The organism is Nocardiopsis sp. NPDC057823 (assembly GCF_042797335.1).
GTDB lineage: Bacteria > Actinomycetota > Actinomycetes > Streptosporangiales > Streptosporangiaceae > Nocardiopsis > Nocardiopsis changdeensis.
Genome location: NZ_JBHVLR010000023.1, coordinates 33,759 through 46,070 on the forward strand (window position 1 = coordinate 33,759; position 12,312 = coordinate 46,070).

General features: G+C 68.7%; 15 protein-coding genes and 1 tRNA gene. 6 read left to right on the plus strand and 10 right to left on the minus strand.

Annotated features, from left to right (window positions below):
* Positions 1–56: 56 nt before the first annotated feature.
* The gene (locus ACFVNO_RS27505; protein WP_355268418.1) at positions 57–512 is read right to left on the minus strand and encodes a GatB/YqeY domain-containing protein; all 456 of its coding nucleotides are present in this window, start codon (positions 510–512) and stop codon (positions 57–59) included.
* A gap of 159 nt (positions 513–671) precedes the next feature.
* Between ACFVNO_RS27505 and ACFVNO_RS27510 the strand changes: the two genes are divergently transcribed.
* Entirely contained in the window at positions 672–1,601 is a 930-nt protein-coding gene (locus tag ACFVNO_RS27510) for a metallophosphoesterase (RefSeq protein WP_378896853.1), read from the plus strand.
* 74 nt (positions 1,602–1,675) lie between these two features.
* Positions 1,676–1,749, plus strand: a tRNA-Pro gene (locus tag ACFVNO_RS27515).
* 123 nt (positions 1,750–1,872) lie between these two features.
* On the opposite strand, the gene ACFVNO_RS27520 is transcribed toward ACFVNO_RS27515, so the two are convergent.
* From ACFVNO_RS27520 to ACFVNO_RS27530, 3 genes are read right to left on the minus strand one after another with little or no spacing between them, the layout of a single operon-like run.
* Positions 1,873–3,075: a tyrosine-type recombinase/integrase gene (locus ACFVNO_RS27520; RefSeq protein WP_378896856.1), complete on the minus strand. Its 1,203-nt coding sequence runs from the start codon at positions 3,073–3,075 to the stop codon at positions 1,873–1,875.
* A gap of 45 nt (positions 3,076–3,120) precedes the next feature.
* Positions 3,121–3,330, minus strand: a complete 210-nt coding sequence (locus tag ACFVNO_RS27525) for a helix-turn-helix transcriptional regulator (RefSeq protein WP_378896859.1) — start codon at positions 3,328–3,330, stop codon at positions 3,121–3,123.
* The gene (locus tag ACFVNO_RS27530; protein WP_378896862.1) at positions 3,327–5,012 is read right to left on the minus strand and encodes a replication initiator; all 1,686 of its coding nucleotides are present in this window, start codon (positions 5,010–5,012) and stop codon (positions 3,327–3,329) included. The genes ACFVNO_RS27525 and ACFVNO_RS27530 overlap by 4 nt, the downstream gene beginning before the upstream one ends.
* 71 nt (positions 5,013–5,083) lie before the next feature.
* Between ACFVNO_RS27530 and ACFVNO_RS27535 the strand changes: the two genes are divergently transcribed.
* Positions 5,084–5,365, plus strand: coding sequence for a hypothetical protein (locus ACFVNO_RS27535; protein WP_378896865.1), 282 nt, complete (start codon positions 5,084–5,086; stop codon positions 5,363–5,365).
* Between the two features lie 99 nt (positions 5,366–5,464).
* On the plus strand, positions 5,465–5,824 hold the full coding sequence (locus tag ACFVNO_RS27540; RefSeq protein ID WP_378896869.1) for a hypothetical protein: 360 nt from the start codon (positions 5,465–5,467) through the stop codon (positions 5,822–5,824).
* On the opposite strand, the gene ACFVNO_RS27545 is transcribed toward ACFVNO_RS27540, so the two are convergent.
* From ACFVNO_RS27545 to ACFVNO_RS27570, 6 genes are all read right to left on the minus strand, one after another.
* Positions 5,782–7,215 carry an FtsK/SpoIIIE domain-containing protein gene (locus ACFVNO_RS27545; RefSeq protein WP_378896872.1) on the minus strand — a complete coding sequence of 478 codons (1,434 nt, stop codon included), beginning with the start codon at positions 7,213–7,215 and terminating at the stop codon, positions 5,782–5,784. The genes ACFVNO_RS27540 and ACFVNO_RS27545 overlap by 43 nt on opposite strands.
* Positions 7,215–7,475 carry a hypothetical protein gene (locus ACFVNO_RS27550; RefSeq protein ID WP_378896875.1) on the minus strand — a complete coding sequence of 87 codons (261 nt, stop codon included), beginning with the start codon at positions 7,473–7,475 and terminating at the stop codon, positions 7,215–7,217. The genes ACFVNO_RS27545 and ACFVNO_RS27550 overlap by 1 nt, the downstream gene beginning before the upstream one ends.
* A 105-nt stretch (positions 7,476–7,580) precedes the next feature.
* Positions 7,581–7,988: a plasmid replication, integration and excision activator gene (locus tag ACFVNO_RS27555; protein ID WP_378896878.1), complete on the minus strand. Its 408-nt coding sequence runs from the start codon at positions 7,986–7,988 to the stop codon at positions 7,581–7,583.
* Positions 7,989–8,103: 115 nt separating this feature from the next.
* Entirely contained in the window at positions 8,104–8,844 is a 741-nt protein-coding gene (locus ACFVNO_RS27560; RefSeq protein ID WP_378896881.1) for a GntR family transcriptional regulator, read from the minus strand.
* A 219-nt stretch (positions 8,845–9,063) separates the two neighbouring features.
* Complete coding sequence (locus ACFVNO_RS27565) at positions 9,064–9,495, minus strand: hypothetical protein (RefSeq protein WP_378896884.1); 432 nt, start codon at positions 9,493–9,495, stop codon at positions 9,064–9,066.
* Entirely contained in the window at positions 9,492–9,734 is a 243-nt protein-coding gene (locus ACFVNO_RS27570) for a hypothetical protein (RefSeq protein WP_378896887.1), read from the minus strand. The genes ACFVNO_RS27565 and ACFVNO_RS27570 overlap by 4 nt, the downstream gene beginning before the upstream one ends.
* Before the next feature lie 492 nt (positions 9,735–10,226).
* Here ACFVNO_RS27570 and ACFVNO_RS27575 point away from each other — a divergent pair, with 492 nt between their 5' ends.
* Both ACFVNO_RS27575 and ACFVNO_RS27580 read left to right on the plus strand, forming a co-directional pair.
* Positions 10,227–11,642, plus strand: a complete 1,416-nt coding sequence (locus tag ACFVNO_RS27575) for a helix-turn-helix domain-containing protein (RefSeq protein WP_378896890.1) — start codon at positions 10,227–10,229, stop codon at positions 11,640–11,642.
* Positions 11,635–12,180 carry a flavoprotein gene (locus ACFVNO_RS27580; RefSeq protein ID WP_378896893.1) on the plus strand — a complete coding sequence of 182 codons (546 nt, stop codon included), beginning with the start codon at positions 11,635–11,637 and terminating at the stop codon, positions 12,178–12,180. Before ACFVNO_RS27575 ends, ACFVNO_RS27580 begins: the two co-directional genes overlap by 8 nt.
* The last annotated feature ends 132 nt before the right edge of the window (positions 12,181–12,312 follow it).

Genomic DNA, 12,312 nt, shown 5'->3' on the forward strand with positions numbered 1-12,312 from the left:
GGGGCCGCGGCGCACGCCGCGGCCCCCTCGGGCGTTCCGGGGTCCCCTACCGGGGGTCAGCCGGCCAGCCGCCGCTTGACCTCGGCCGCCACCCGCGAGCCCTCGGCCCGCCCGGCGATCCTGGGGTTGAGGACCTTCATGACCTTGCCCATGTCCCGGGGGGTCTGCGCGCCGGCCTCCTCGACGGCGGCGGCGACCAGGTCGGCCAGCTCCTCGTCGGTGAGCTGCTTGGGCAGGTAGTCCGAGATGACCTCGCTCTCCGCCCGCTCGGCCTCGGCCTGCTCGGGGCGGCCGCCCTTCTCGAACGCCTCGGCGGCCTCGCGGCGCTTCTTGGCCTCGCGGGTCAGCAGCTTGACGACCTCGTCGTCACCCAGGGCGCGCTGGCTGGAGCCGGCGGCCTCCTCGGTGGAGATCGCGGCCAGGACCATGCGGAGGGTGCCGGTGCGCACCTTGTCACGCGCCTTGATGGCGGTGGTCAGGTCGTTCTTCAGGCGGTCTTTGAGTTCGGACATGGGCCGATCCTACGGCGGTCCCCCGTCGGCCCACCAACGTTTTGTGCCCGGACGGCGTGAGACCATCGTCGTGGGTGCCGGAACGTCGTTCCGCGGCCTCTCCGTCCCGGACGACGCACCCGCCGCCCCTCATCCGAGCCCGACGAGGAAGAAGGCCGCATGGGCATCGACAAGCGACGACTCCTGCGCAACACCGGCCGGGCGGTCGCGGTCACGGGAGCCCTCGGGGTCGCCGGGCTGACCTACGCCTCGGTCATCGAGCGCAACTGGTTCCGGCTGCGCCGTTACGAGCTGCCCCTGCTGCCCCCGGGCAGCCCGCGCCTGCGCATCCTGCACCTGTCCGACGCGCACCTGACGCCGGGCCGCAGGATGCTCATCGACTGGATCCGCGGCCTGGAGCGCTACGAGCCCGACCTGGTGGTCAATACCGGGGACTCGCTGGCGCACCCGGACGCGGTGGAGCCGTTCATCGAAGCCCTGGGACCGCTGCTGGACCGGCCGGGCGCGTTCGTGTACGGGTCCAACGACCTGTTCTCCCCCCAGCTGAAGAACCCGGCCCGCTACCTGTGGCGGACCAGCAAGACCGACTACAACAAGCGCCGGGTGCCGGACCTGCCCTGGCGCGAGCTGGGCGCGGCGATGTCCGCGTCGGGCTGGCTGGACGTGAACAACCGCAAGGGCGCCCTCAAGGCGGGCGGCCTGGAGGTGGCGCTGGGCGGCGTGCACGACTCGCACATCAAGCTGGACCGCTACGACGACATCGCCGGCCCGGCCGACCCGACTGCGGACCTGCGGCTGGGCGTGCTGCACTCGCCCGAGCCCGCCAACCTGGACCGGTTCGCGGCCGACGGCTACCAGCTGATGCTGGCCGGGCACACCCACGGCGGCCAGCTGTGCCTGCCGTTCTACGGGACGCTGGTCACCAACTGCGGCATCGACCGGCGGCGGGCGTGGGGGCTGCACGAGTACGCGGGGGCGTGGCTGCACGTCTCGGGCGGGCTGGGCACGTCGCCGTACGCGCCGGTGCGGTTCTGCTGCCGCCCGGAGGCGTCGCTGCTGGACCTCGTGGCGGGCCCGGAAGGGGCCTGAGGAGGCCTGGGCCACAGTCCCGTAATCGATTACCCGAGCACTCCCGACGTCCGCTAGACTTGGGCTCGTTGCTTCGGGGTGTAGCGCAGCTTGGCAGCGCGCTTCGTTCGGGACGAAGAGGTCGTGGGTTCAAATCCCGCCACCCCGACAAAGGAACGGGTGTCCACGCAGGTGGGCACCCGTTCTTCGTTTTCCCGGCCCGGGGCGCCTGGGGGCGCGGTGCACATTCGTTGCACATGAACGGGCCGGACGAGGCCCGTCGCGGAGCCGGTCAGGCGGCGGCGAGCACCCGCAGGCGTGCGGCGTCCATGGCCTCGGCGACCTCGTCCAGGCGGTCGGGGAACAGGTGCCCGTAGCGGTCCAGGGTCATCGTGGCGGTGGCGTGGCCGAGCATGGCCTGTACGACCTTCACGTCCGCGCCGGCGGCGATCGCCAGTGACGCGGCGGTGTGCCGGAGCTTGTGCGGAGTGAGGCCCATGCCGTCGAGTCCGGCCTCCTTGAGCGCCTTGCCGAACTCCCGGTTGCGCCAGTTGCGGAGCCGCACCTCCGTCCCCCGCTTGGTGGTGAACACGAGCGCCGAGTCCGGCCGGCCGTCCACCAGGGGCCGCAGCTCGGCGACGAGGGACGGCGGGATAGGAACGGTCCGGCTCTTGCCCGTCTTGGGCGACTGTTCCACGAGCTTGCCCTCCACCTCGGCGAAGGCGGTCGTGATCCGGATGCGCCGGGTGTCCAGGTCCACCCTGCCCACGCGGAGGGCGGCGGCCTCGTTGAAGCGAAGACCGGTGTAGGCCAGCAGGAGGATCAGGGGCCGGTTGATGTTCGCGGCGGCGGCGATCTGGCCGTACTTGGTGCGCAGCGCGCCGGCCGCGTTCGCCAGCGCCTCCACCTGGCGGTGGTCGAGGTAGACGTGTTCGGCCTCGGAGGGCTTGGGCAGCGGGACCCCGCGCGCCGGGTTGCCCGGGAGGCGGCGAGGCACACACCACTCCAGGACCATGGAGAGGACGCCGTAGGCGTGGCGGGTCTGGGAGGCGCCCAGGTTGCCCCCGTCTTCGTCCCGGGGCTTCTGGAGCTGTGCCACCCACACGGCGACGTCCTCGGAGTGGACGGCCGACAGGGGGTGCTCCCCCCAGCGGGGCAGCACGTGCGCGTCCAGCAGGCCCCGGTACTTCCACCAGGTGGAGCGCTTGATGTCGGTGCGCGTGCTCAGCCACTTCTCGGCCATCTCGGCCACGGTGACCTTGGCGTCGTGGGGGTTGCGGTAGCTGCCCTCGTGGAGGCTGTTCTCGATCTCGGTCTGCTTCTTCTCGGCGTCGGGCTTCTTCTTGAAGGTTCCGCCGCTCTTGATGCGGCCGGAGGGGTCGTAGTAGCGGACCATCCAGCGGGCGGGAGGCGTGCGCTTGGTCTCCTTGGCCTTCTTCACGGCCTCCACGTAGGACTTCTCCTTGGTGCGGTCGTAGACCCAGGCACGGGCCATGGGGGGACTTCCTTTCCGGGGTTGTTGTCGGGGACGGGTTCGGGTTCAGCGGGAGCGGACCCAGGTGCGGACCTCGGCGGGGATGTAGCGGACGTACCGGCCGATGCGGTGGGAGGGCGGTCCGTCGCCCTTGTAGCGCCACTCGTAGAGGGTCTTGGGCGGAACGCGGAGGTAGGCGGCGGTGTCCTCCACCGACCACAGGGCATCGGATGGGCGCTGTTCGGGGATGTCCACACCGGCCGTGGACGCACTCATGCCGCCCTCGTCTCTGGAGTTGCCGAAAGTTCGTTCTGCCGGGCGGCGTGGAGCTGCGCGCGGCGTTTGAGGGCTTCGCCGACGGCACGGAGGAGGCGTTGTTCCCGAGGGGCCACGTCGGGATCGGTGGGGCGGGCGAGTTCCCAGGCGTAGGAGCCGGAGGCCACTGTCAGCAGCGCGAAACGCGGGTTGTCCTCGTCCTCTTGGCCGTCATCGCCAGGGGTGACGCCGAGCGCGTCCAGGACCCAGGCGAGCCGGTCGGCTTTGTGGTCGGCGAGGGTCTTGCCGGACCACTTGCGGGAGACCAGGACGCGGCGGCCCGCGTAGCCCAGGTGTTCACGGCGGTGGGCTTTGGAGCGGCAGAACCCGGGGCGCATACCCGGCTTGGCCCCCTCGGGCTGGACCCCGTAGCGCAGCCAGTTGGAGCACCGGGGCGAGCACGGCTCGAACCGGAGCGCGTCCAAGAGCCGGTCCACGTGCTGTTCCTGCCGGGTCGTCTCGGCGGCGTGGCACTCGGCGATGTCCTTGGTCAGGTACTTGGCCAGGTAGCGCACGCACCGGTCTGCGTCGGCGGACCCGGCCACGACCCCCTTGGCGTCCACCTGTCGGCCGAAGCGCACCACGTGATGGGGCTGCGGATCGGGATCCTCGTCCAGGGCGTCCAACGCCTCGTCCCAGGTGGGCAGCACTTCACCAGTCGATATGTCGACATATGCACTGGTGGCCTCGTCCCAGACAGGCAGGTTCTCCCCCGCAAAGACGACCCGGTCAGCGGTCGGCCACCACACCTGGTGGTAGGTGGCGGCGGCGATCTGGCGCAGCTCGGCCCGGGGAATCGTGCCGCGTGTGGCCATGTGCAGGTGCGGGGCCAACCGTCGTTGGGGTTCAACGGCGGCGAAGTACTGGACATCGAACCCGACCACACGCCGAAGGTTCTGCACGAACCGGTCCACCAGCTTGGAGAAATGCAGCGCGTCCCGGGCCGCGCGCCGGTAGTCGTAGGTGGAGAAGTCCACCGGGGTGCTGTCGGAGCGGACCCGCCCGTAGGAGTCCAACGTCAGAGTGATGAACAGCGAGGGCCGGAACACCTTGCCAGAGGCCGGATCGGTGTAGGCCCGCCCGACCGTCTTGCGGGTCATGGGCCGCTTGGGCAGGTCGGGGGCATCCTGCCGTCGCTTGGTGGAACGCACCCGCCGAGGCTTGGTCGTGGCGGTGTCCGAGGAGCGAGTGACCGAGCCCCGGAGCCCGGAGGCGGTGATCTCCTCGTCCAGATCGGCTATCGCGGCGTCCAGCGCGGCCAGGTCCTCCACCGAGGCCGCCCCTGTCGAGGCGAGCCGATCCCGCTCGGCCGTCACCATGGCCCGCTGTTCCACCCAGGCCCGCTGGGTGTCGGTGGGCGGGTCGGGCTGGACCACGGGTTCGGTGTCCAGGTGCCAGCCCTCTTCGCACTGGGTCCGCCGCAGCGACCGCTTCCGTTTCGCGCAGGCAGGACAGCGGGATTCCAGGGTGGACCCGCACGGCACGTCGATCACCTCGGTGGCACCGGTCGCGAGGTTCGTGCGTCGGAGGGACACGGGCCGGATGCACACGCCGTGCTCGACGGCGACCTGTTCGGCCACCTCACGAGCCAGGGGTTGCGCGAGGCGTTCGGCCCGGGTGGACTTACCGGTAGGCGTCGGCATCAACCCACCGCCCCGAACCGCTTCGCACCCCAGAAGCACCCAGCCCGCACGGCTCGGAAAGGAACCCCCACGTGGCCGGTCGGCATCGCGCCCCGCACGACCCCGAGGCGAAAAGGCTCGAACGCGAGCGTGCAGCCCGTGATCCCGAGCCCGCGAACTGGTGGATGGTGAAGTTCTCGATCGCCGCTCTGGTGCTCACCGCTGCGGTCGGGGTCTTCGTGTGGTTCGAGCACCGGTACGCGATGTGGTTCGTAGGGCTGAGCGCACTGATCCACTCGATCAACCTCATCCGGGAAGCCCACTCTCACTCGCGGTACCGAGCGGCCAACAGCCCCGAGAAGACACCACATTGACGCGGCGTCACCAACCCACCATGGCCACAGAGCAGGAGCCCCCACCCCATGCCACCGAAACCGCCCCGCGCGGGGTTCACACTTCTGAGCATCCGTGACGTGCTCTGGATGGCCCAATTCGGCTGCGCGATGGCGCTGATCGGTTCCGGACAACTCCGGTGGGCGCTGATATTCGCAGTGCTCTCCCTCGCGGCTCTGTGGACCTGGGACTTCGCCGTTGCCCGCAAGAACCGTCATGAGAAACCGCCCCACGCGGAGTTCACGCTTCCGAGCCTCCGTGACATGCTCTGGATGGCCCAATTCGCCTGGGTGATGATGTTGATCGGTTCCGGACAACTCCGGTCGGCGCTGATATTCGCAGTGCTCTCCCTCGCAGCTCTGTGGACCTGGGACTTCGCCGTTGCCCGCAAGAACCGTCATGCGCCCTCCTCAGAGCCCGAGGAGAAGCCCGCCCCGTAGCCGTGGGCCATGGCGGTGATGTCCTCGTCGGAGACGTAAGAAGCCCGGACCCGTACGGGGGCGGGTGAACCTTCGAGGCGGACGTAGCCGACACCGGGCAGGGTGGGGTCGATCAGGTGAGCGTTGGCGCCCCGGTCGCGTGCGCCTTCGCCGAGGACCATGTCCACCTGGGATGCCTCGTCCAACCTCAGGGCGACCTTGTCCGGGAAGAGGTTGCGCAGGTTCATGACCTCCTTGCGCGGGTCCTGGAGCGCGGCTAGGACGGCGAAGCCGACCGAGCGGCCCTGGGAGGTGAGGGTGGCGATGGCGTTCTCCGCGCGGCGGCGCACGTCGCGGTCGGGGTGGTAGGCGGTCAGGAACGCGACCTCGTCCAGGACCACGACCACGAACGGATCGGTCCGGGTGGGGGTGTGGGAACGGTGCCTGCCCGCGTAGCGTTCGGCCCGAGCCTGCATGTCCGCCACCGCCTGTTCGAGCAGGGCCACCGCGGATTCCCCGGTGTCGGCGTAGTGGGCGAACAGGTCCCGCCCGTAGGACAGCTCCATGCGCTTGGGGTCGATCGCCCAGATACGGACGGTGCCCTTGGCCACGGCGGGGAGCATGGCGCGGATGGCGGACCAGAGCACCGAGCCCTTGCCGGAGCCGGTGACTCCGGCGACCAGGACGTGCGTGCCGTGCAGGCACAGGTTCCAGGCAGAGCCGTCTTCGCAGCGGCCGACCGGCAGCGCACCCAGGGCCGGGGTGTCGGGCACGGGCAGGGCGTCCAGGGGTTCGGCCAAGGTGTCGTAGCGGGGGAACTCCAACGTGATCTTGCGGGGGCCGTCCACGATCACCCGGCAGGAGGGTGCGTGGAAGCCGTGTGCCAGCTCGGCCACGCGGGTCTCGAACTCGGCCGGGGAGGTCCCGGCCACGAGGGTGACCTTGACCCGGTCGGCCCAGGTGTCACAGACAACGCGGCGAATCCTGGGGAGGTAGCGGCGTTCCTGGTAGGACTCGGCCAGCCCGGAGATGACCAGGACCGGTTGCCAGTGGCGCCGGTACACGAACACGTGCCGCCACCAGGCGAGCAGCCGAAGGGTCACCCACCGACGGTGGGAGTCGGGCCAGGCGCGCCACCACACCAGAGACGCCACGGAGGTGAATCCCCAGAGGGCGGCGAGGGCGGGCCAGTCCCCCAGCCACCAGGAGACGGCCGACGCGGTCGTGCAGGCGACCAGGACGGGGAAGCGGAACGGCAGGGTGACCAGGAAGCGGACCAGGCGGTAGATCCAGGAGGCCAGGACCACGATCCCGGGGGTCTCCACGATCGGGGTCGTCCACCGCACCCCCTGCGCAGGGGACGGCAGGGTCGGGGAGGTCTGGGCGGAGCCGACCTTGGAGGTGAACTGCATTAGAGGTCACCGCCGCTCAACGTCTCGCCGGTGGCGATCTTGGCGAGGAGGCGGTCTCGGTGGGTGCGGGCGCGTTCGGCGGCTTTGAACGCCTCGGGGTCGCCGTTGCGCTGGGCCAGGGCGGCGAACACTTGGGCCTTGAAGTCGAAGAACGCCGCCTTCTCGGCGGGGGTGGTGCGGGGCTTGTCGATCTCGGCCAGGAACGCGCGGACCAGTTGCGGGCCGGTCAGCGTGGACAGGTCGCTCGGGTAGTCGGACATACTGAAGACACCTCTTCGTGAAGCTTGTGGAAGGGCTTGAGGGAGGGGTTCCAGGGGCGGCCAGGGTGTTGGAGCACCAGGCCGCCCCGTCTCATGTGGTGTGGGTTAGGCGGCGTCCTTGGCCGGGGCGCGACGGGCACCCGCAGCAGCGCCGGGGTCCTTCACACCCCGGGCGCGCAGGGAGTAGGCGACGCGGGGGCGGCGGCCGGAGTCGTCCACGTAGGGCATGACCGCCATGTGCTCGAACTCCACCGGGCGGAACGGCAGCCCGGGGACCTCGTCGGGGAGGGTCGGGCAGTGCTCGGCGGCGATCTTGACCTTCACGCTCTTGGCCTTGCCGCGCGCCTCGGGGTCGGCGTCGATCACGTCCACCGCCCACAAGGGGAGCCCGGTGTCCTTGTCGAGCTGGGGCCGCTTGGTCTCGAAGTCCGTGATCGGCTCCACCCCCAGCGCGAACGCACCGTGTGGGAACACGGTCCCGAACGCCACCGGCAACGCACCCTGAACAGCCATGGGCACTTCCTCTCTTCCGATAACCACTCGACTACTTGTCCGATCGAGTGAAAGTCAGGATAACCGGCCAGACTTAATCGGACAAGTGACTAAGCCGACCGGTTCCCGGACCCCCTCAAACCGCCGGGTAGGAGTCCTCCAACTCGTGCAGATCCCCGGGGAGAACCACCTCGGCCACCGCGATCACATCTCCCGAGGCGTCCAGTATCCGCGCGGTGATCCCCAGGACCGGGGTCCCCTCGTCCAGCCCCAGGGCTTCGCGTTCGGTGCCATTGGCCAGCCGTGCGCACAGCCGCTCCACCACGGTCGAGGGACGGAGCTGCTTGACCATCTGCACGTGTTCACGGGCCCCGATGCTGATGGGCTGATCATCCGCCAGGTCGGTTCCCTCGGCCACGTCCACCGGGAACCACAGGGTGACCAGCTCACTCGGTTCGCCCTCGTCCAGGACCAGGCGGCGGCGCATGACCGCCGGAGAGCCCTCGGGAACCCCGATCGCCTCGGCCACGGCACCGGCCACAGGAACACGACCGGCCGACAGGATGCGGCTGCGCACGCTGTTCTCGGAGGCGTCGAACGCACTGGCCCCGGCATGCGAGCGCTCGGAGGTCTGCTGCGGAACACCGCGCACGAACGAACCGCGCCCGTGCTCACGCTCGATCCACCCCTGCATGCTCAGGATCTGCAAGGCCCGCACCACCGTGGAGCGGCCGGCCCCGAACTCGCGGACCATACGGGACTCGGAGGGAAGCATCTCCCCCAGCGGATAGGTTCCGTCTTCGATGCGCTCTTGGATCGCCCGCACGATCTGCGCGTACTTGGGCGGAGCGAACTCCAGATTCGACACGTTGTCCACCTGGTGACTCTAGTACTCGTGTGGTCGAGTAGCTTACTGACACGATCCCGCCCTGTCAGCAGGTGGGGCCACATATGAGCCCCGAAAGCACACTGAACAGAGCGAACGACGGGAAGTCCGACAGCAGCGAAGGCGCGGACACGTCGTCGTTGAAGAGGGAAAGGCCCGCGTGCCCTGGGCCCCGTGGTCTCGAAAAGACGTCAGGGCACGCGGGGGTCTCTAGAACGGCCGCCAGTCCTTGGCACGCTGCACCGTGTACACGGTGAGGTTGTCCACCGTGGCACCGCACACCGCGCGGCGTTCGCTCTCCACCAGGGCGGCGGCCACGAGCGTCACGTCATGGCGGTCGGCCTCGTCCGAGGAAAAAAGCGCCGGAGGAACGACGCGGCGGACATGGCTGCACTCGGCCCCGCCCACCTCATGGGACAGGCCCACCAGGTAGGTCGCGAGCATGCGGCGGCGCACCACGGCTTCGGGGAGAGCGCACCGGACCCGGTCCACCACGTGGGGACCGTCCGGGCCGGAGGCGATGGCCTCATAGGTGATCGACTCCCAGTCCTCAGCCGCCACCCGCACCCGCACACCCCGTTCACGCGCCCAGGCGGCCAAGGGTTCGCGGCTGTCGGGGAGGGGCCCGCCATCGCCGTTCATCGCCGCACCGCCCCGACCGCGATGGCCGTGCGCACCAGGTCACGCAGCTCGGCCAGGTCGTCGGGAACCCTGCGAGCAGCGGAGATGCTCAACAGCAGGTCCAGGCCCCGCCGGTCCCGCTCTGCGCGCTCCAGGGTGCGCCTGTGTTCCCAGTGAACGAAGGGGCCACGGTGCAGGGAGTAGGCCCGGGGGTCACCACCGTCCATGACGATCGGTTCCGGCTCTGGCCACAGCTCCACCCGCGCAGGCTGGGGCAGATGGAACGGCCGAGGGCCGGTCCGGTGGTGCCTGCCGTGTCGTTTCGGTCGTACCAGAGTCACCAAAGCCCGAATCAGGGCGATAAGGTCGCTCACGTCAGCCTGCTTCCTTCAGGTTGGCCGTGCCCCCGGACGCCTTCCACCGCGTCGCGGGGGTCTGTCATGTCATGGATCAGCAGGCGAGACCGCTGCCCGGAGGGGTCAGGGAAGCGGGGTCCATGCCCGTGCCCTTGCAGGAGGAGCACACGACCTGACGCACCGCCGGTTGCTTGTCCGTCGAGAGCCGGACGACGACCAGGCGGCGAGGCCGCAGAGACTTCCGCCCCCGGCCACGACATGCCCTGCATGTGGTTCCGCTGCTGCTGTCCATGGCCCAAGAATCCCGATACGGATTCCCGAAACCCATTCCTGATGGGGATAACGAAGGTGGATACTGGCGTTCACCCCCCGCACTCGCAGCGCCGAGGAGTCAGGATGACGGGACCCGCGACGAGCCGGATCACCATCCCCACGTGGGCTTGGGAGCGAGAGCGCACAGCGGAGTTCCTGCGCAGGCGTGATGTCCAGGCGCTTTTCCAGTTCGCGCAGCAGTACGCAGGCGCGAGTCAGATGGCGATCTCAGCCGCAACCGGCATCTCGCAAGGGCGTGTCAGCGAGGTACTGAACGGCCGCAAGACCATCACAGCGTTCGAGGTCTATGAGCGGATCGCCGACGGGTTCGGGATGCCGGACACCGCGCGGATGCTGTTCGGCCTTGCACCGGTGATTCCTGGCGCGTTCACTGGCACCGAGAGCACGGTGCCGGTCATCCCAGAGATGCGGCCCGCGCCGAGGAGCAGCCCACGCCCCGGGGAGGACTCGAACGTGCGTCGCCGCGAATTCGTCGGACTGGCCGGCACCGCCCTGTTCCAGGCGAGTACCGGTTCCCTGTTCGACATGGACGAGATAGCCGCAGCGCTGACCCGGTACGCCGGAGGCAGCCAGGGTGCGGCGCATCCGGCGACGAACCTGCGTGAACTGGCCCGGAGGACCAGAGCGGCCAAGGCCGGATACCAGGCGTGCCACTACACGGAGGTGGCGAAACGGCTTCCTGCCCTGCTGCGGGGGTTGGACGACGCGGCGACCGGTGTGGAGGGGGACGAGGTCGGACGGGTGCATGCGCTACGGGCAGAGGCTTACCACGTGGCGGCGAGCCTGCTGTTGAAATGCGAAGAGCGCGGGCTGTCCTACCTCGCAGCCGACCGGAGCATGCGGGCAGCGGAGGCCAGCGAGCGGCCCGAGGTGGTAGGCGCCAGCGCTCGGGCCTTCACCCGGGCGTTGATGCGAGAGCGCCACTACAAGGCGGCGACGGAACTGGCGACGAGTACCGCAGAGCGGGTGGACGCGGCGATGGACCAGCCCACGCCCGAATCCCTATCGGTGTACGGGTCACTGCTGCTGAGCGGAGCAGTATCGGCGGCCAAGAGCGAGAAACGGGGTCAGGCGCTCGGCCTGCTTGATGAGGCTGGCGAAGCGGGCGCCAGACTCGGAGGGGATTTCAACTACCAGTGGACGGCGTTCGGCCCTACGAACGTGCTGCTGCACCGGGTGAGCGCGGCGGTTGAGATGGGGGACGCGGGGAGCGCGATCGACTACGCGCGACAGGTGCGGTTGGAGAACATCGAGGTCATGGAACGCCGTGTGACCCTGTTCATCGACGCGGCCCGCGCGTACCAGCAGTGGGGGAAGACTGAACAGGCGTACCAGGCGTTGCGCAACGTCGAGGACATGGCGAGCGAGGAGCTGAGCGCGCGGCCGGTGGTGCACCAGTTAATCAATGACATACGCAGTCGGGCGAGTGGGCATCTCTATGGGAATGTCAGCGAACTCGCGGAAAGGGTCGGTGCCTGAATCAGTGAGCAATCAAAAGACGCTCTACGTGGTGGTGTGCGCAGCGGGGCCGGCCTCGGAGGTCGGCACACTCGTGGGGTTGGCGCAGGAGCAGGGGTGGGCCGTTCAAGTAATGGCTACCCCGACCGCTGTCGGCTTCATCGACGTGGACGCACTAGAGAAGCAGACCGGCCGCCCTGTCCGGAGTCAGCATCGGGTACCGGGAGATGCTCGCTCCCCTAAAGCGGACGCCATCATCGTCGCTCCGGCGACCTTCAACACGATCAACAAACTGGCCAACGGCATCGCCGACAACTACGCCTTGGATGTTGTGAACGAGGCGATTGGTCTTGGAATCCCAATCGTGGTACTTCCTTTCGTGAACTCAGCCTATGCCAGCCGCACTCCTTTCCAGGAGAACACAAAAAGACTTCAAGAAGAAAATGTAAAAGTGCTGATTGGACAAGGAATGTTTATTCCACACGAAGCCAGAAGTGGATCGAGAAAGCTCAGCGAATTCCCTTGGCGCATGACTCTAAAGCATATAAAAAACCCCTAGAACAAAGGGCGAGGAAACACGGAACACAATCCCAACGAAAGCAAAATGAGCTACGTTGCCCAAAGCAACGGGGGCGATCCACACGAACTCGGGCAGCTTGCCGAACGAGATTCAGAAAAATATAATACCCGC